The sequence below is a fragment of the Caldicellulosiruptor changbaiensis genome (genome assembly GCF_003999255.1).
GTDB lineage: Bacteria > Bacillota > Thermoanaerobacteria > Caldicellulosiruptorales > Caldicellulosiruptoraceae > Caldicellulosiruptor > Caldicellulosiruptor changbaiensis.
In genome coordinates this window covers 52,050-71,476 of record NZ_CP034791.1, presented here as the reverse complement: position 1 = coordinate 71,476, position 19,427 = coordinate 52,050, and the positions used below count along the sequence as shown (strand labels likewise).

The following is a 19,427-nucleotide window of genomic DNA, read 5'->3' as shown; positions in this document are numbered from 1 at the left end:
CATCATCTAATGGTTATCTTTATCCAGCCGGGGACTGTGTAAACTTGCCCGTTTTTGAAGATTATCCTTCTTGTCTTTGGGAAAAGATCAGGATATATCCTAGATTTTTGGTCAATCATCTTTAACTTCTCAAAGTGAGTCTTTGTAAAAAATATCCCCACAGTCTTTGACAAATACCCTGTTGAAAATCCTATCTGAATTAAAAACTGGTTTTGTTCAAGAGAGTTCAAAATATTCAAAAGCTTATGGTACTCTGAGACAATCTGAGCTTGATTGTATTTGCTGTAGAAATTTATCTCTCTTTGAATGTAATCTTTGACAACAGCCCTCATAACCTCTGCTAAAAACTCTGCAGGAGAAGCTGCCAACACATTTATACCAATTTTCTCTTTAAGTCCACTTACAACCTCGTTCCCATCAACAAAGTCCTTCTCAACCTTCATGCTGCCAAAAATCTTAACCCCAGGCTTTATCCCCTCTGCAACGATCGAAGAAGATTGTTCTGGCTTATCTACGTTGTTTGTTTTTCCCTCTTTCACCCCTGCAAACCACTTAACCTGACCGTCACAGATGTTCATAACTTTTATCTCAAAAACTGCTACATCATCTGGATTTACAAAACTGCTATCGCTTATCTGAAGGTACTTAAAGGGTGATTCGTTCGGTGATGAAAATACTTTCTTATCTGCGTTGCTGCTAAGATGCTGCGGGTCAACCTTACCTTTTTGGTTCAGGCAATCTTCATAGTGTTTTATTAAATCCTTCTTGAGCGCCTTTGTCACAAAAGACCTTATCGCACCTTTGAATGACGACCCTGGAATATAAAACCTGCCTGCGCTCTTGACAAAAGGCACAATTTCTCTTGAAAGCTTTTGAACCCCCTCAAGCTTTAGCTTGTACTTTGAGAATCGCCTAAAATCTATGTTGTATTTTGTCATGACATTGCGGATGTTGAAATCTTTGAGGTTTCCTGAAAGTCCGCGCGAAAGCTCATCAATAAAGCTTTCTTTGAAAAGATTTTCTTCAAATAGCCTGTCAAAGTTTATAAAATACAAGCAGTCGCCATCTTTTACAAACTCAAAGCTCTGGATCTTGTCCTGCCCGCCAATTATAGTTGGGGTCAAAACTTCTATCTCATATACCCTGCTTTCAAAACATTCAGTTGCCAATCATCATCACCCCTTCCGGCAGGGGAACCAAAAACGCAAGCCCAAAACAATATACCCTGTGCTGAGAAAAGTTCTGAGGTGTTACATCAACCACCCTGCCGCAAACTTTTCCTGAAAATACAGTCCCTTCTGCAAATGCTCGTACAGCTTTTCTCTTTATGCCAAGCCCTGCCTTTGAGTAGATGTAGCCGCTTCGCGTCAAAATTTCATAATACAGCGCACTTTTTATCTCATCTTCACTTTGAGGATTTACAAGTGACAGACTCATGTAATATTTTGTCCTGTCATTTTCTTCTGGCATGCTACATTCTTCAAAGTTAACTTTAAAGCTGCCAAGCCCGCAGGTTCTATCGCCGCCAAGTCCTTCATCGCCCAAAAGTCTTATTGCTGCTTTGACCTTGTCTTCCAAGCTCTGGTCGTTTATTCTGAGATAAAACCACAGTCCCGCATTGTCTTTGAACTCAAAGTGAGAAAAATAGTATATGTTTGAGGAAGAACTTAGCCTGTCTATTGAAACCCTTGCCCTTTCTTTAATTTTTCCCAAGGATGGTGCTTTTTCGCTATCACCAAATTTGTGAAGCATATCTTTGGGCTGCAAGAAGCTCCCTGCTACTCTGTATTTTCCTGGGAAATTGCTGAGCAAATCTTTTTCTCTTATGAATTTCACCTTTTTGATTTCCTTGTCCTTTTCAACCTCAATTATGCCTCTATCCTTGTAAAGATGAAGGTGCAACCCAATCGGTTTTGGTACAAAAAATTCATTGCCGACATATGGCATCGTAGAAGAAATCTCAAAAGGCAGACTTTTCTGCAAAAAACTCTCCACCAGCTGGTTTGTACTACTGTTGCCGTACAATAGTGAATATGCGTTTATTATCCCCGACATCAGCATGTCTGAATGCGCAAACGTCTGGGTTATATTGTATATCTTTTCCTTTTCGCCGATGTGAAGAGGTGTGGTAAAGTGCATTAATACCCTGTACAATTTGCCTTTGCCCATCTTTATCACCTTTTTAAATAACAAATTCTACTTTGTTGCAAGTTTAAAGCTGGTCCAGGCTCGGTGCAGTTGCAATTGGTTTTAGGTCGTTACTGTCTTTTTCATAGTCGCTTGAATCTTTGTAAAATATTTCTATATCCACAAACTTAACTTTACCGTTTCCTCTTGAACCTTGACCTCCCAAGTAATCATCTTCTAAAAGCTTCATTGCTTTGATGAACTTACTTAAGTACTTCTCACCATCATCGCTTCCGTCAACCTCGTACCTGTTGACAACAAACTCTGCTGAAAATTCAGCGCCTGCAGGGACTCTTTCGCTCTGTCTTGGATTTGCCTTTGAGGTTATTCTGTCTATGTTGTTCTCAAACTTTACTTCTGTCCACTCAAGGTCAAGGTTCTCTTTCATCTCATCTGTGATAGAGCTTTCTATCAGCTTTGCATCGCGAACAATGAGCCTCGTGGGGATGACTGCGTCAGAAAAATCTCTTCCTTCTGCCTTAGGATCTTTCAAAAATTCTTTTTTGGTAACATGCTTACCATGGTTTCGACCAAAAAGTCCACAAACTGGACATTCTTTGTCATCGCACATGTGAATGCATATCTCTGGTTTGTCACCTTTCTTAACTGCTACAACCATCAGATCATCTTTTACTTTGCCCTCTGCAAACTCCATAAGAGATCTCATCTTACCCTTGAGAGAAGAACCTGGAATGTAAGGCTTGCCTTCTGCATCTTTCACAACTGCATTGTCAATTCCGCCTATCTCAATGCTGTTGTTGCCCTCACCAATGTGAAGACCTGTTACAGCTTTGATCTTGCACTTTATAATGTATTTTCCTTTTAAGATTACATCCATGGCAAACTATCCCCCTTTTGAGATTTGTTATTGGTCGCCACCAAAGTATTTGTGATATGCAACAGCTGCTTCAAAAAAGTCTTTGAACCTGTTTAGAGCCTCTGGGCTCTTTTCTGCAACAGGAAGAGCCTTGTCGATTATTTCCTGAAAATGTTTCATTTTTTTAAATCTACCTGCGGTGTACGCAAGCTTTGCTTTCAAAAGCTTCAATTTGTATTTGTAATTGTCATCTTCTGGAGAAAGTCTTTTTACCTCAGTAAACAACTTTCTGATCTGAGTAATGGTGACGCCTGACTCCTTTAAAAGTTGACCTGTCTTTTCAGCAACATCTGAAAAAGCCTTGCCATCTTTGTCTTTTTCGGGGTCAATAGCAGTTTCAATCTTGCTCAAAATATCATCTTTCAAAGCCAATGCATTGTTACCACCCTGTGCTGGCATAACCACTTCACCCTCTCCCCAAAATTAATTTTTATCTTCTCAGCTCAAGTTCAGCCCAGCGCGCTGCCAAGTAAGAGTGTTTGTAAAGAGTATTTGTCTTTTCATCAATGATTTTGTTTAAAACACTTTCAAGTTCGGTTGAACATTTAGAATACCTCTCCTTCAGCCTTGCCATGAAATACACAAATCGCCATGCCTTGAAAAGTTCTCTTTGGTCATCTGCCATCTTTTTAAGACTGCAAACGGCATAGATGCCGTTTATAAGCGCTTTTGAGACGTTCTTGTTCCCAACAAGGTCAGCAATCGATTCTTTGAGCTTTTTCAAATCTTCAAACTCTTCCCAGCCAACAAAATTTGCACCAAATGCAAAACAGTCCTTTTTCTTACCATCTTTCCTTTCATACTCTTTTGCCTGCTCTAAGTGATCGCCACATACCATTGCAACCCTGTAAATTGGATACTTTTTATCTGGCGCTATTTCAAAGCCCATCGAAAGAGTGACATCAGAGTTCCAACAAGAAAAGCTTCTGAATTCTGTGTAAATCTTATGCGCTGTCTGTGGAAGAACATCCCACTGGCCAAGTATGCAAAAGTCATCCCCACCTGCATAGATGACTATGATATTCCCATTCTGCTTTTTTATTAGCTTGTTGAAGTAGTAACCAAAGAATAGCGAAAACTCTTCTGACAGCGTCATCACTCTTGAAATTGAATTGTCTTCCCCAAGACCACTTCTAAAAATACTTCCAAGATTGTCAACATCTCCTCTAACAATGCCCCATGTTTTAATTCCTTTTGCTGACTCTGCTATGTCATCTATGAGCATTAGCACGTTTTCATCTTCATTTTTGAACGGTACATGGGTTGAGATGTCAAGGTCTTCATAAAACTCGCTCTCAAACTCTGACTTTGGCCCTTTTTGCCCTTTTTCAATTTTCATTTGCTTTCTCTGCAAATCTTCTATCCTGCTTCTGTCCAAAATCAGCGTGTTTGCAACGCTTTCATAGTGATTGGAAAATTGAACGTATCTACCAAAAGCTTTAAGTACATTGTGAATATCAGAAAATTCTGAAAACTCTTTTTCTTTTCCCCATGAATCAATAATGAACAAACTTTTCATAAGCTCATCGCCAAGCTGAACAAAGCTTTCGCAAAAACTACAAAAATCTGGATTATCTTCCTTTGGTTCTATCTTTCTTCCACAGTGAGGACACTTTTGTTCATAATCTTCCCATGGCTCGAAAAATTCCATTTTCGTTTCTTCCAGCACATTCTTGAACTTGCAAGCCTTCTTTTTCTGAATATTTCTTGAAACTCTATCAAAACAGTCGCCAAAGTTGTGTGCAAAATCGTACAAATCAACCTCTGCAGCCTCTAAAAGCACACTCAGAGCCCCTCTGTGTGCAGAAAAGAGAATTTTGTCGATTTTTTGCTGATATTGCGAAAGTTTCCTCATAAAATACCCCGGCATCAGAAGGTAAAAGTGCCCTCCACCGTTGTATATGAGGTTGCAGATTGGCATTTTTTCTTCTTTGAGGATGTATCTTGCAATGGTGTCAAGCAAAAATGAGATGTAAAATGACTTTGCCTTGAGAGCCTTCAAAGCTCCGTCCATCTTTGTGTCAAAAACAAATTCCTGAATTCCGGAAACATCGCCTTTCACAAGGCAAAAGTACGGATAGTCACCCTTTTTTATCGCAGATTCATTCCCAGGCAAAAGCTTTGTGTTGATTGCCTCCAAAACTCTTACTCTTTCATTTTCCTGGGAAAACTCTTTTTTCAGCTGCCTGTCCAGACAAAATGCAATTGCAGCAGTTGATTTGCTGTGCGCCCAAAGGGATATGTCAGGCTGCGAATAGTAAAAAGCAGATGGAATGTTGTATGTGTAAATTCTAAGCAAGTTGTAAATGGCAGTTGCAAAATCTTCTAAGTCAAATGAGCTTCCAAAGCCATTTTTCAAAGTATTTATTTTTTTTGAAAACTCTGCCCATAGGCTTTGATAGTCCTCTTTTGCATTTGTATTGAAACTACTAGAAGGTGGTTCAACTTCATACCTTTTTTTCAGAAGCTTATAATAAGGAGTTTTCGTATTTCCCTTTTTTTCATCAAGGCTTATTTGGGACAAAACAGAGATCAAGTACTTTGACTTGTCATCTGCTGCTTCTTCGTCGCTTAAGTCTTTTCTGTCAACTTTTGCCGAAATCTTGTCAGCAACGCTTATCAAAAGCTGCTGGTATGAAGATGGCCTGTGATGATACAAAACAAGAGATGTGACCGTTTTTAAACTTTCTGGCAAAAAATGTTCGACAAAAAACGCACTCCATTCCTGATGACGTGGAGCACGCTTTCCTTCTTCCCTGTAAAACACTTCATATTCTTTTGAGATGTTCTTTTTAGCCTCACTCTCTTCTGTTCTCATATAAAATTTGCCTATATCATGCAAGATTGCGCCAAGAAAAAGAGTATAGTCAAAGTATTTATCTTCTTCTCTTTGATGAGCATTGTAAAAAATCATCTTTCTTGCCCACCTTCTTTTTTGTTGTGTATTCGACAGATTCAGTAATAACAATACACTTTATACCATTATACAACAAAATATCTTTGAAGAAAAGATTTACAGGCAAAAACTTTACTTAAGTTCAAACAAATTATCTTTAATAATTATCCTTGCACAATCAAGAGCTTTTTTCTTGAAATCATTATAATCGGATATTCCATTTGCTGTGCCAAAATTGATATGGGCATTTTTTACATGTGCACCAATAAACGCGAAGCCCATAAAGGATTTTTCGAAGTTCACAGAAAACAATATCTCACCTGTTGCTTTATCTCTGCCAATAAGCCTGAAAGGATAGTTTATAAACGGCAGGTTCTCTTCTTTTGCTTGCAGGAAAATCCCTTCTATTTGCTCAGTAATTTCTACTTTTTCTACTTCTGAGGCTTGTGAAAGATAGTTTTCTAAATGAGGGTCCCATATCATGTTTTATTCTCCTTTCTTTAGAAATTGCTCGTTACAGTTCTTCAAGACTTCCTCTTATTTCTTGTCTATTAGCCCAGACACTGAACTCTCTTTTATAAATGGTTTTTAAAATCTCAACATCCATCGAATAATCTTGCAAGCATCTTAGCTTCTCTTTTGTAATTGAAGAATAATCCAGGATACTTACAACAATCTTATAATTTGCCGTTATTTTTCTACAAGTTTCATAAAGTTTTTTTAAGTTTTCTTGGTCTATATCACCATAAAGCATAAGCTTCTTGCTCAAGTCTTTCTTAAAATACTTTTCTGCAAGCTCAACCAACTTTTTATCTCTAATAACGTATATCCCTATCATCAAAAGTGCATCCTCAAACATGTTCTCAAGAGTGGGAATCCAGACAATTGTGCTGTCTGTGGTATTCTTTTTGTCGTCTTCAAAGTCGTTCCGCTGTGAAATTTTTCTTAGCACCCATGCAGGTTTATCATTTTCCCAAAGATTCAAGATATACTCAGGAATAATTCCACTGTGGTTCTGGTGAGATGTGCCTACAAGCACAGAACAGGTAACTGTTCCCATTTTGCACTCCCCCTTTTTTCTCTACAATTTTTTTAGAGTAGGCAAATTTTTCTGTCTCTTTGTAAGTTAAATCATTCCAGCGTTTATTTTATAACCTTTTTTGGTAGTTGAAAAGTTCAAAAAATATGCGAAAAACAAAATTACAAGTCTTTTTGTTTTAAACCTCAAATTCACTAATTAACAATACATGAGGATTTTGTTTGGCAAAACTTATTACCTCATCTGTAAAACCACTTTTTGAAAATAAAACATAAAATTTCTTACAGTAGTTGAAAATCATACTCTTTTCTATCAGGTTATTTAAAACAGACATGTCAACCTTTTGGTTTCTCCACTTGCATTCACCAAATAGTATATTATCTTGATTGAATGCTACTATATCAATTTCTTCTTCACGCTTTTTGTAGGGATTATTCCCCCACCATTTACCTATATTTTCAAAAATGAAAGGCAATCTTTTTTCCCTGTTTAAAATCTTAAGGTAATCCATACATATCTGTTCATAAACCTCTCCAATAAACTCATTCATGAAAGGTTTGATTTTATTCTGGATAACTTCATCAATCAATCCCTGTTCAATTAAAGTCTTGTTGGTAAAAACAAATCGATACCAGAATCTAAAGAAATTATCCTTGATTTTGTAGATACTTTTTCTGCTTTTTGCTTCTAACTTTAGAGGAGTTACCTTCTCAAGAATTTTTAAATCTATGAGTACAGAAATATATTTTGCACATTTATCAATGTCAGTTCCCACTTTTGCAGCTATCTCACTTAATTTGCTGTTGCCTGTTGCTATTGCTTCTATTATCGAATTATACAAAGCAGGCTCTCTTACTTCCTGTCTTAAAAGCAGTTTTGGTTCTTCGTAAAGGTAGGATGACTTGTCCAATATCTTTGTCTTGATATTTTCGTATATATCTTTTGTGCTGTCAAAGATACTCAAGTATTGAGGAATTCCTCCCAAAACCCCATAAGCAATGACCTGATCTTCAAAACTATAATTGGGAAAAAACTCTCTACTTTCAAAAAAATCAAATGGTTCTACTATTAGCTGAGCTGTTCTTCGTCCATACAAAGGACTTTTATAGCTTAAAACTTCCTTTTCAATGAAACTTACAGAAGATCCACAGATGATCAAAAAGAGTTTGGTTTTTTTTAAGTGATGGTCTATCAAATTTTGCAGAAGTGACGGGATGCTTTTGTTTGAATTAACTATATAGGGGAATTCATCTATTACGACAACTAATCTTTTATCCTTTGCTTGCTGTGCCAAAAATATGAATGCCTTCTCCCATGATTCAAATTGGCTTATCAACCCACTAAGGTTAAAATAAGAGAGTACCTTATCTGAAAAAGATTCAAGGTTAATTTTATCATTGTATTCCTCAGCAACAAAGAATATTGAGGGCTTATTTTTACAAAACTTAGTAAGCAGAGTAGTTTTTCCAACACGTCTTCTTCCATACACAACAACAAAGTGAAATTTGTCTTCGTTATAAAGTCTATTTAATGTTTCAAGTTCATACTTTCTTCCAACAAACATAAAATCACCTACTTTAAAATTACTAACTTCAGAGTTACTAACTTTAAAGTTAATAACTTTGAAGTCAATAAATATTATAACACGGTTACAGTTAGATTTCTATTGTGTTTTTGATTTTTCTGAAGTTTACGCCATCTTATGCTAAATTTAATTCCTCTTTGGAGCTTGGATTCATTATTCTTCAGCAATTTTCTCTTTTTTATCCTTATCCAAATCTGTAGGATGCATGTGTTTCAAATTAAAAAGGAGCGAAATGAAATATTATTGCATCTATTCCTGTATATTGTATTTTTGTATTTTCATTTTATTCCATATAGTTGTATGTACTTTGATATATAAGGCATAATTTGGCTTTTGTATTTACCAATTGCTGTCGACCTGCAATCCCCCCAAAAACCCCCGGGGGTCGACAGCAAAAGGTAAATTCTGGTATGTGTTGACTTTCAAGAGTTTGTGGGGTATAATAGAAATAACCTACTGCAGCTTGAAAACTTAACCATTTGTTCCTTGTAAGATTCCCCAAGCCATCTACGTGTTTGTAGCCTCCCCTTTGGGGATTGAAATACGTTATATGTGGCAGTAGGTTCTGCAACAGCTTTGTTTGTAGCCTCCCCTTTGGGGATTGAAACTATGGCAGCTACCCTCTTTACTAAACCAGCCCATCGTTTGTAGCCTTCCCTCTGGGAATTGCGATATGAAAGGGTGGTTGTAGCCTCTCCTTTGAGATTGAGTGAACGGGCATTAGCAGTCTGCTCTTTGGAAATTAAAAAAGCCACAGACAACTTTGTTTTAAAAGTTGTTTGTGGCTTTTACTTTACCTCAAGCTTTTTTCGGATAAATCAATTCATTTTTGTATCTATCTTTTCAGCTCATCTTTTCGCTTCAACATCTTCTCAAAGAGTTCAGATGCTGAATTAAACAAATCATTGAATGCTTTTGAATTTAGCAGGTAATTTTGGTTAGTTCGTGGCTCTGAACCATGTGCTGCTGCATTTCGAACATACTCTAAAGTTCGGTAAATTCCTGCTTCATCCTTATCTTTTATAAGTCAATTCTTCTCAGGATCAATTTCGGAATTGTAAATCTCTGCCTTAATCTTTTTTCTACTTTCTTCTCGCGAATCATAATTCATCACATCTTTTATCCCATGCACGTCAGCGAACAATAAAATTATTGATTCATATAAGAGAATTAACGCTTTGAGATATTGATTTCGCCTAAAGAAAAACTGGGCTCTCTTGAACATCCTCAGATACAGTCTATCCTGCTTGTTCAGATCTGAGAATTCTTTGAGCAGATAATCTGATATTTCCTCAATATAAAAATTCTCTGACAGCTGCTTTTTGCTTTTCAATTCCTCTATTAATTTTTTTCTACTTCACTCCGTGGCTGTCTGTTCATCTCAATCTTGAAATACGTTTCCTCAATATTTTCAATACCTATACAATCAAGCAGAGGAGAGAAATATCCCGAATTTTCAAATGTCGACATAGACTCTATGAGCTTTACAGCTTCGTTTACAAACCCAACCTCAATAGCCGGTGAGTAATTCTCTCTCAGTAGAAAATAATTCTTCATCTCAAATGCTCCATAAAAAATCCTAATGTTGTCTATATTTCTCAAATATTTAGAAAACATTAAAGCATAAGAAAAAACAATTGGAATGTATCTAAACCCGTGTGTGCAATCAAAAACTACGTTATATTTCTTTTGTGGTTCAAGTTTTTTCAGGATGATACCAAGATACACCTTAAAATCCAAAGGTTTGACTCTGTATAACCTCAAAATTGGCAAGAAATTTCACAAAGTCATCTCCCATTCATTTGATACCTCCTCAGAGACGCCTTGTTCTTCGTCTTTTGCGCTCTCTTGATCATATACTTTCAGATACAAATCAGATATGCTCTCGCTTTGCTGCTCTTCAGGTGGTATTACCATCAAAAGCTCTGACCATGCTGACTTGGCAGTTCCAACAACTATGAATTTGTCAATATTGAGCTTTTCAACATCTTTTAAATATTCAAGAAGCCCTATATCAAAGAAGGCCGTCTCTTTTGTTATGTATTCGTTCTCTGATTTTGCATTGAAAACATAGCGCGTCTTTTCATATCCCCTTGCTCCATCTCTTCTTTCTTGTCCTTTACCTATGATTGATATCAAAACCCAGTTTTCTTTTTGCATTTCCACAACCACAAGCCCCTTTCAGCTTAAGATTAACATTACAATACTATTTCAAAGAATCAGGTTGTGTTATTCGTTATTAATAGTATCACAATTTTAACACATTTTTCGTTTACAAAGTTCTTAAAAGCTCTGTTCGAGGTTCTCCGCTGGGTTTTTTATGTAAGATAGATAATCAATAAGAAAATATGTTTGATATTTTCCTTTTTTCTGTGTTATAATTCTTATCAGAAACACATAAGGAGTACTTGTGATGGAAAATCAACTCCCTCACTCTATCTACGACCTTGAATACAAGTACATATTTTCCAATAAAAGTCTGTTTTTGCGTCTTTTAAAAAGGCTTGACTTTTTGCAAATATTCCAAAACATCACAGAAGACAGCCTTGAAAGAATTGACAAAAGCTATGTTCTGCCAGATTTCTCTGAACAGGAAAGTGATCTTGTTTACAAAGTCAATTTGAAAGACTCTGAGCTTCTTTTTTACATCCTGTTTGAACACCAGTCAACAGTCGACCATTCGATACCAATAAGACTTTTGTTCTACATAACCGACCTTTACAGGGATTATGTTAAACAGTTTGACAAGAGCACTCTCAAGAGAAAAACCTTTTTGCTTCCAGCGGTGGTACCAATAGTGTTTTATGATGGAGAAGATACATGGACAGTACCTACAAGTTTTAAAGAAAAGATTTTAGGATTTGAAGAGTTTGGGAAGTATATAATTGATTTTGAATACATCTTGATTGACCTTGGAAAAGCTGAGGAGAGTTTACTCAAGTACAAGGATGTACTGAGTCTTATATTGAAGCTAAACAGGGTAAGAAGTTATGAAGAGTTAGAGAAGATATTTTCAAGTCTATGGGAGTATTTGGAGGATGCAAAAGAGAATGAAGTAGATATTGTGAAGGTGTGTTTGCCAGCAGCGCTGAGAGAGCTTGAGGGAGTTAAAATAAAATTGTGTCCACTGTATAATTAGTGTTGAAATAATCACCAAAGGGGGGCTCACGATTATGGAGAAAAATGAAATTTTTGAAACCGCTAAAAATATGGCTATCGAGCAAGTATTAAATATGTATTGCTCCAAAGATGATCCTACTCGCCCAGCTTTAAAACAGCTTTTGGAAAACTTGCTCGATTGCTTTATGTTATCAGAAAGAACTGTTTACCTTGCTAAAAACGAAAACGATAAAGGCAATGGTTTTTACGGCAGAAAACTTGCAACACCTGTTGGCAGCCTTGAAATTTCTGTTCCTCGCACACGCTCTGGTAACTTTCGACCTTCCATTCTCCCTGACCGCTACAAAAGGGTTGACAGCTCATACACTGACCTGCTCATGTCTTTAGTCGCCAATGGTTACTCAGAAAGTTCTCTTGTCCAAACTCTTAAAAGCATGAATCTGCCTTATTCTGAAGACGAAATCGAAAAAATCAAAAACGATCTTAAAAACGAGCTTCAACTTTTCAAACAAAGAGAACTTCCTGAAAGTGCTTTTGCTCTTATCATTGACGGTTACCATTGCGAAATTAAAGATAACTCAAAAGTTAAACAAGCTACTTGCTATGTCGTGCTTGGCATTGATTTAGAAGGCAAAAAAGATATCTTCGGTATCTACACTTTCTTCGGCAAAGAAAACAAAGCCGATTGGATGAGAGTCTTTGACGACTTAATTACAAGAGGTCTTAAAAAAGTCTTAATAGTTGTAAGCGATGATTTTCCAGGCATTATCGATGCTGTTAGACTCGCTTATCCCCTTGCCGACCATCAACTATGTTTTGTTCACCTTCAACGCAATGTCAGAAAACATATGGCAAAAGATGATGCTTCCGTTTTCAACAAAGAGCTTGATAAACTAAGAACTTCCTCTGCTGATTTTGACGAAGCTATTTCAAAGTTCAAACTTCTTTGTGAGCAATACTCCTCAAAATATCCTCGATTCATAAAAGGTATTTGCGAAAAAGCAGAGTTCTATCTTGCACATATGAGGTATCCTGAAGATTTAAGAAAGTACATTTATACTACTAATGCTGTAGAAAGCGTAAACAGTATGATTGAAAAGATAAGAATAAACTCCGGTGGTTATTTTCAATCTGTAGAAGTTTTAGAGATAAACATATATTTACAAAGAGAAAACTTGCGTCGGGGCAAGTGGAAAAACGGAGTACCTATTCTTAAAAAATGTAGTTACAATATATTACAGCTCTACAATATACGCTATGAAATGGAAACACAAAATTCTTGACAAGTCTCGAGCTTGACAAAGAGGAGATTGAAGAGGCAAAAAGCAAGTTTGATATGATAGCATATGGAGGTGAAAATATTATGCCGCTCTTCCAGAATCTGCGAAAGATAAGGGAAGATTTGATTCATGAGGGAATTCAGCAGGGCATTCAGCAGGGAATTGAACAAGGGTTACAGAAGGGGATGGCAGAAGGATTTTTAAAGGGGATAGAGAAGCAAAGGATAGAGACAGCGGAGAAGATGATAGCAAAGGGATATTCAGATGACGAGATAGAGGAACTGACAGGACTGAGCAGAGAAAAAATAAAAGAGTTGAGAGCAAAGTATAAAAATTAAAAACACTCAAACGCTTGGAATGGAAAATGGAAAAACGCTACCTAAGAAGAGAAGGGGCTTGTTAGAGTTGTTTTTTACTTGCAAGCCCCTTAAAAATTTGCAAATTTATTTCTAATATTTTCTTGTAATGTTATGTTATTATTATTGTGTTTGTAGCCTCCCCTTTGGGGATTGAAACATATGCTAAAACGTGCCAGACTTGTTTTCAGAGCGCTGATGGCTACAAAGAGATACTTTAGAATAATCCCTGCTAAAAGAGGTTTGTGCCTGGTCTACAGATTCTCCATTTTATCCACTGCCTCAAATCCTGAACTTCCAGTAGATATAAACCAGCCAACAGAAATAATTGAATATGAAGGTGCGAAGTGGTTCGTTGAAGAATTTGGTTCGCTTGTTGTCATCGGTGAAGTTGATGTGAACAGAATAAAATCAGTAGTCGAAAAATTTGAAAACAATTGGAAGAGGAGATACCCGAAATTAAGAGATAGAGAAATTCAAAAGTATATAAACAAAATAAAGGATGAAGATTTGAAAGAAATGAAGGGAAATTTGGGATGATTTTGTAAATGATGTAAACGGACAATAAACTCTCCTCAAGAGCAAACCAAGATAAAAAGCCACGCAGAGAACAAAGAAGATTTTTCGTCTCTGCCGTGGCTTAATTCTTACATAAATTTACAAACATCAAACTATTCTATTCTATTCTATCTTTCAGCCAGCAGTTGATTACATTAAAATTGGTATTAAATGCATATTTTACGAAAATTGTGCTGCCTTCTGTCCTTATCTCTGTTATATTTCTTTCAAATCCGCTGTGCGCAAAATAATTTCTGTCAATTGGCTCGCCTACCGGCTTTCCAGAATCAATTATCTTGTAAAGTCCTGTCCAGCTACCGATATCATCCATTTGTTCTAATATTTTTTGCGTATTTGATATTTCATTGCTGAGCATAACATAGTTTGTAGGTACTCTGAATGTTGAATAAATCTCAAAAAAGCTTCTCTTGAGAAGATCCAGATCAATTCCTGTATCCTGACAGAACATAGTTATATTGTGCTTTTCCAGCACATTTACAATCCCAATGTAAAATCCCAAACTCAAAATTGCATCTATGTAAGCTCTTTTGTTGAGGTTGGGAGACTTTTGATAATCGCTGCAAAGCTGACCCTTGGCATGCTCAATTAGCTTGAAAATCTCTTCCTTTATCTCATCTACAGAGTGGTAGTGCTGATAGTAAAGATACAAAGGAACGTTGTTTTTTATAGCAGAAAACAAAAGGCAGAACATTTCTATCTTCTCTCTTAATTTCTTTCTTTTTTCTCTCACCTGCTGTTTGAGCTTTGCAGCCTCTGACCCCTTTGCACCGTTATCTGGATCTGGATATATATTTCTTAAAAATGAAAAGTTGTACTCTGCTGCCTCTTTTCGTTTAATTGGAGATGAGAAAAATGCCGTAAATCTTTGCTGCTGAATGTGTATCTCAAAACTTTTTGCTGAACTTCCTATGATCGGGTCAGAAAAAGTAATGCATATCTTTGGCACTTTGCTTTCATCAAGCCAATTCATAAGATTTGAAAAGACAGCAAAGTGTCTTGCAGCCTCTAAAATTGCAGAAATATAAATGTTGTGTCCGCTTGAAATGTCAAGGTAAAGATCTTCAAGTTCACCTTTCAAGTATCTTTCTATCATGTCAAAAAGAATCTCAAGCACAATATCATCATAGCTTGCATCAAGAAATGTTTCCATATACTCACCAAGAGAGTGAACAATAAGCTTTTCGTCCCTGCACCTTTCAAGATCTATTCTATCTATAAACTCATCTGGATTTTTCAGGTAGTCCGATGGATCTTTAAAGATGGCTGCAAGTTCTTCTTTCAAATTGGCTGGCTGAATGTATTCAGGAAGTCTACTGTTCAGAACAATGCTAACGGGATATATGACAACGGTTTTTGCCTTACAGCCTCTTTTGCGAAGAAAATCTCGCAACACAGTTGAAGAAAGTTCAGACTCTCCGCTCTCCTCAACTATCTCACCATTGAAATTTTTAATATAAAACTTTTTAATAGCTATTGCAGGATTATCCAGCCTCCCAACTTGGTATACTATTTTCATTTGATTATCTCCTCTCTCAATATACCTTTGATTTTCTCAAAATATCTCGCGATTTCTTTAAAATTCGCTATCGAAACAAATAATTTTGTTCTTGATATTGTTATTATTGCTTTATTCTACCATACCTAGCTTAGACTCAGCCTCTCTCTTGTATTTATCTTGTTGCTCTACCATATTACGGCGGGTATCTATCCACAACAACCATGGTGTTTACCCTCTCATGTCTCTCAGGGTCTTTTCTCACTTGCCCTCAATTCCCTCGTCCCATCTACCATGGCGTGGACGTCAGTTATGCTCGTATGCAGGGTCTTCGCCCGTATGGAGGATGTACTCTGACCACCCGCTCACATTTTTCAATCTACTTTCTATAAAAAATCATTTAATCCTTTCTCCTTCATTTCTTAACCATCAATACATTTTCTAAGATGTGAACTATTATTAAAAGGGGCGCTTTGCTACTCGACATGACTTAATCTCCTCGCAAAGCTAAGAATTTCTTTACCCCCTCAAGATGTGAATCACTCAAACTATTTCTCCTGCTTTAAACTAAGAATGTTCAAGCAATTTTTCTCACTTCGCTTCACTTCACGCTGTCCTTGCTAAAGCCTCTCTCTTTATATCGCTCAACATCTTGTTCCCATCATACTTTACGCCTTTTTTCAAAATCGCATAAAACACCCTTATCAATTTACAACACAGTGCTATTAATGATTGCTTCTTCTTCAAGGGATTGTTCTCTCGCGTGGTGTAATACCTGTGCAGCTGCTTAAATTCTTCATTCTTTGCTACTATTGTAATCATGGCCTTGAACAAGCTACTTCTGAGCCTTCCTCGCCCTCTTTTACTTATACACGTCTGACCCTTGTACTTGCCAGAACTATTCTCAACTATATTGAGTCCCGCTAATTTCTGTATCTGCTTCGAATCCTCATACCTCTTTATATCTCCAACCTCTGAAATAAATCCAACTGCTGTCTTCACTCCAACACCTTTTATTTCAAGAAGCTTATCGCCATTCGGCACCTCTTTCAAAAGCTCTGCCATCTCGGCTTCTATCTCTTCTACTTGCTTGTTTAAAAGCTCATATTCTTCAAGCAAATATTTTATCTCTTGTCTTGCCAGCTTTCTACCTTCTTTTTTACCTATACTTCTTTTGGCAGCTTCTGTTAAATCCATCGCCCTCCTGCGACTAATCGCTCGCTTATCTACTTTGTCACGCCAGTACTCTATAATCCCTTCTACTTCCTTCCCTACTACATCACAAGGCAATGGCATTTCTCTCAGCGTCGCTATTGCTGTCTTGCCTTCCCAATCAGAAAATACTCCTAAAAACTCTGGAAAATATATATCAAGCCAATTGATTATTTGATTTTTTAAAACATTCAGCTGTTTTTGAAGCCTTTCATATATGTTCATCGCTACTCTCATCTCAGCATATATACCCTCGGGTATATTTGGTTCTGTGTATCTTCCATCCTTCACAAGCATTGCTATCGTCTTCGGATCCTTTATATCACTCTTAGTTTGCGTGTTATCATCAAGCTCCTTGCTCCTCTTCACGTGAAAAGGATTCACTAATACCACTTTTATGCCATTCTCTCTTAAGTACTGCTCAAAGCACAGCCAGTAATGCCCTGTAGGTTCTATCCCAACTATCATACTCTCCTTGCCATTTGCTTTCATTATCTTATTTGCCCAATCCAGAAATTTTTCCATACCTTCTTTCCTATTCTCAAATTCTATTCTCTTACCAAGCTCCACTCCTCTGAAGTCAAATGCTCTACCAACATGCCTTTCCTTTGCTATATCTACTCCTACAACTAAAGTTCTTTCTGTGACTTGTAATATCTTTTCATTTTGTGTATACTTCAAAGAGGGTACCTCCTTTGTTGTGTTTTTTCGTAAGTTGTACAACTTACTTTATTAATTTTATCAGGAGGTACCTTATCTTTTCAAATCTCTTTTCTCTTCATTTTCACTCATTTTCGTTCATTACAGGAATGCTCGTATAATATGATTATCAAATCACTTAAAACTTCATATCTCAATTGGTACATTTAATTATCAGTACCAATTGATTACTGGAAATTCATTTTGATAATGCACCTTTCTTAAAACACTCATTTCTCAAAAATTGAATATTAAAATTGACTGCTACAGTTTAAATTTGCCCTTTATCTTTGGTAAACTAAAATCAGAAAAAGTTTAAGCCTGATTTAGTTTATTTGGATATATTTTGAACACCTCCTGCTGGACGTGCTTTGACATCTGCACGCCACAGCTTGCGAAAGACTGAACCCCAAAGGATTACATGAGTAATGTTTACTCGTTTGCTGTGCACGGTCAGGTTACCACATCTGATTTGAGCATATCAGATGTGTGCACCCTGTAAACTGCTCCGTAGCTCTAATATCGGCGAGGCTGCATTACATGTAATCCCCAAGGATAAAGGGCTTAACACTTTTTCTTACCACTACTTGCAAAAAGGAGGTCTTCAAATTGCCAAATACTTTAATCGTGGGCATTGATATCAGTAGTCAGTCAAATTCTATCTTCTTCATCGATGATGCCGGTAATCACTTGATTAAAAAACCTTTTTCCTTGCCTAATGATCAAGAAGGCGCTAACGAATTAATCAAAAGAGTTATTGACTGCCTCAGCCAGTATAATCTATCCTGTATTAAGTTTGGCATGGAAGCAACTTCACATTACGCTTGGCATCTGCACTTGTATCTTGCTTCTTCATCTGAACTGCTGCCATATAAACCAACTTTTTATGTTCTCAACCCAAGCATAGTCAAAGGCTTCAAAAAAATCTACACTTTCTTGCCTAAAACAGATAGCATCGATGCAATTATCATCGCTGAATGTGTCAGGTTCAGCAAACTCAACCCAACACCTTTGCCTGATTTTAAATATGCTGCACTACAACGCCTTACCAGAATGCGCTATCATCTTGTTCACAATCTAACTCGCGAAAAAAACAGAGCTCTCAATCTCATATACCTTAAATTCTCTACTTATTCTCAAGACTGTCCATTTTCAGATATCTTCGGTAAAGCTTCTTGTGCTATCATCGAAAACTTTACACCTGATGATATCGCTTCTATGCCTTTAGAAGACTTAATTAAATTCGTATCCGATAACGGCAACAATAGACTCTCAGATGTCAATAAAATCGCTGAAATACTTAAAACCGAGGCTCAAGCGTTCATACAGATTACATCCTCTGTTGGCTGAGGCAAATGACTTAGCTTTGTCTATGACCCTTGAAAACATTAGATTTATGCAAGAACAACTTAAAAAACTCGACAAAGAAATCTCAAAACTTCTTAAAGCTTTCTCTCAAACATTAACAACCGTCCCTGGCATAGGAGATGTTCTTGCAGCCGGCATCATCGCTGAAATCGGTGATATCAAGCGCTTCAAAAATGAAGCTGCTTTGGCAAAGTATTCTGGCCTTGTTTGGACTCAGTACCAATCAGGCAACTTCAATGCCCAAGATGTCTCATTAGCTAAGTGTGGTAACCAATACCTGAGATACTATCTTGTTGAAGCTGCTAACTGTGTAAGGGTGCACACAGTACGCTACAAAGCCTTCTACAACAAGAAGTTCTCAGAGGTTACCAAGCATCAGCATAAACGTGCCCTCGTCCTAACCGCAAGACGCTTAATTCCTTTGATCTTTGCCATGCTCAGCAAAGGTCAAATATATCAAGAAAGAGGTGATGTTTACAATACTTAGTTAGTCCCAATTTTTTAATTTAATAATCTTTCCCAAACAAGCTGCCAGTTAAATTTTTCCATGCTGAGCGGCTCGGTATTTTATTGTCTTTTTTGCCCTAATTATCTAAAAAAATTTTTTAAAAAACCCCCTTGACATTATACCGTTTGTCTTTCCTCAGAAAAACATTTTGCATTTATTGCTAAATCTTTCTTCAGTATAATTTAATTATACCCTATTTTCTCCTCTAAAAAAAGAAAAAGCTGCA

Annotated in this window: 17 protein-coding genes and 1 pseudogene; 5 read left to right on the top strand and 13 right to left on the bottom strand. The window is 36.8% G+C overall.

What is annotated here, in order from left to right:
* Positions 1 to 2: 2 nt before the first annotated feature.
* The 11 genes from csm5 to ELD05_RS14195 form a co-directional block, all read right to left on the bottom strand.
* Positions 3 to 1,169 (bottom strand): type III-A CRISPR-associated RAMP protein Csm5, encoded by a 1,167-nt coding sequence (csm5, locus tag ELD05_RS00305; RefSeq protein WP_127350869.1) that lies wholly within the window; start codon positions 1,167 to 1,169, stop codon positions 3 to 5.
* A complete protein-coding gene (gene csm4 / locus ELD05_RS00300) occupies positions 1,159 to 2,169 on the bottom strand; it encodes a type III-A CRISPR-associated RAMP protein Csm4 (protein ID WP_127350868.1) in 1,011 nt (336 codons plus the stop codon). Before csm4 ends, csm5 begins: the two co-directional genes overlap by 11 nt.
* Positions 2,170 to 2,212: 43 nt before the next feature.
* Positions 2,213 to 3,025: a type III-A CRISPR-associated RAMP protein Csm3 gene (csm3, locus tag ELD05_RS00295; protein WP_127350867.1), complete on the bottom strand. Its 813-nt coding sequence runs from the start codon at positions 3,023 to 3,025 to the stop codon at positions 2,213 to 2,215.
* A gap of 27 nt (positions 3,026 to 3,052) precedes the next feature.
* Positions 3,053 to 3,463, bottom strand: coding sequence for a type III-A CRISPR-associated protein Csm2 (gene csm2 / locus ELD05_RS00290; RefSeq protein ID WP_011915693.1), 411 nt, complete (start codon positions 3,461 to 3,463; stop codon positions 3,053 to 3,055).
* A 31-nt stretch (positions 3,464 to 3,494) separates the two neighbouring features.
* The gene (gene cas10, locus ELD05_RS00285) at positions 3,495 to 5,978 is read right to left on the bottom strand and encodes a type III-A CRISPR-associated protein Cas10/Csm1 (RefSeq protein WP_127350866.1); all 2,484 of its coding nucleotides are present in this window, start codon (positions 5,976 to 5,978) and stop codon (positions 3,495 to 3,497) included.
* Between the two features lie 114 nt (positions 5,979 to 6,092).
* On the bottom strand, positions 6,093 to 6,443 hold the full coding sequence (locus tag ELD05_RS00280; RefSeq protein ID WP_127350865.1) for a hypothetical protein: 351 nt from the start codon (positions 6,441 to 6,443) through the stop codon (positions 6,093 to 6,095).
* Between the two features lie 31 nt (positions 6,444 to 6,474).
* On the bottom strand, positions 6,475 to 7,020 hold the full coding sequence (locus ELD05_RS14210; protein ID WP_241243540.1) for a hypothetical protein: 546 nt from the start codon (positions 7,018 to 7,020) through the stop codon (positions 6,475 to 6,477).
* Between the two features lie 157 nt (positions 7,021 to 7,177).
* Entirely contained in the window at positions 7,178 to 8,563 is a 1,386-nt protein-coding gene (locus ELD05_RS00270; RefSeq protein ID WP_127350864.1) for an ATP-binding protein, read from the bottom strand.
* Between the two features lie 1,048 nt (positions 8,564 to 9,611).
* Positions 9,612 to 9,917 carry a hypothetical protein gene (locus ELD05_RS14205; RefSeq protein WP_241243539.1) on the bottom strand — a complete coding sequence of 102 codons (306 nt, stop codon included), beginning with the start codon at positions 9,915 to 9,917 and terminating at the stop codon, positions 9,612 to 9,614.
* Between the two features lie 8 nt (positions 9,918 to 9,925).
* Positions 9,926 to 10,348, bottom strand: coding sequence for a CRISPR-associated DxTHG motif protein (locus tag ELD05_RS14200; protein ID WP_241243538.1), 423 nt, complete (start codon positions 10,346 to 10,348; stop codon positions 9,926 to 9,928).
* A 15-nt stretch (positions 10,349 to 10,363) separates the two neighbouring features.
* Entirely contained in the window at positions 10,364 to 10,750 is a 387-nt protein-coding gene (locus ELD05_RS14195; RefSeq protein WP_241243537.1) for a TM1812 family CRISPR-associated protein, read from the bottom strand.
* 247 nt (positions 10,751 to 10,997) lie between these two features.
* Between ELD05_RS14195 and ELD05_RS00260 the strand changes: the two genes are divergently transcribed.
* The 4 genes from ELD05_RS00260 (at position 10,998) to ELD05_RS00245 (ending at position 13,880) form a co-directional block, all read left to right on the top strand.
* On the top strand, positions 10,998 to 11,723 hold the full coding sequence (locus ELD05_RS00260; protein WP_127350863.1) for an Rpn family recombination-promoting nuclease/putative transposase: 726 nt from the start codon (positions 10,998 to 11,000) through the stop codon (positions 11,721 to 11,723).
* A 34-nt stretch (positions 11,724 to 11,757) separates the two neighbouring features.
* Entirely contained in the window at positions 11,758 to 12,987 is a 1,230-nt protein-coding gene (locus tag ELD05_RS00255) for an IS256-like element ISCsa2 family transposase (protein WP_011915673.1), read from the top strand.
* On the top strand, positions 12,984 to 13,322 hold the full coding sequence (locus ELD05_RS00250) for an RpnC/YadD family protein (protein WP_206516900.1): 339 nt from the start codon (positions 12,984 to 12,986) through the stop codon (positions 13,320 to 13,322). Before ELD05_RS00255 ends, ELD05_RS00250 begins: the two co-directional genes overlap by 4 nt.
* A 216-nt stretch (positions 13,323 to 13,538) precedes the next feature.
* Complete coding sequence (locus ELD05_RS00245) at positions 13,539 to 13,880, top strand: hypothetical protein (RefSeq protein WP_241243536.1); 342 nt, start codon at positions 13,539 to 13,541, stop codon at positions 13,878 to 13,880.
* A 136-nt stretch (positions 13,881 to 14,016) separates the two neighbouring features.
* On the opposite strand, the gene csx1 is transcribed toward ELD05_RS00245, so the two are convergent.
* Positions 14,017 to 15,435 (bottom strand): CRISPR-associated CARF protein Csx1, encoded by a 1,419-nt coding sequence (csx1, locus tag ELD05_RS00240; RefSeq protein WP_127350862.1) that lies wholly within the window; start codon positions 15,433 to 15,435, stop codon positions 14,017 to 14,019.
* A gap of 585 nt (positions 15,436 to 16,020) precedes the next feature.
* Positions 16,021 to 17,307 carry an IS110 family RNA-guided transposase gene (locus ELD05_RS00235; protein ID WP_127350861.1) on the bottom strand — a complete coding sequence of 429 codons (1,287 nt, stop codon included), beginning with the start codon at positions 17,305 to 17,307 and terminating at the stop codon, positions 16,021 to 16,023.
* Between the two features lie 627 nt (positions 17,308 to 17,934).
* Here ELD05_RS00235 and ELD05_RS14965 point away from each other — a divergent pair.
* A pseudogene (locus tag ELD05_RS14965) lies at positions 17,935 to 19,180 on the top strand (IS110 family RNA-guided transposase).
* Positions 19,181 to 19,427: the final 247 nt, after the last annotated feature.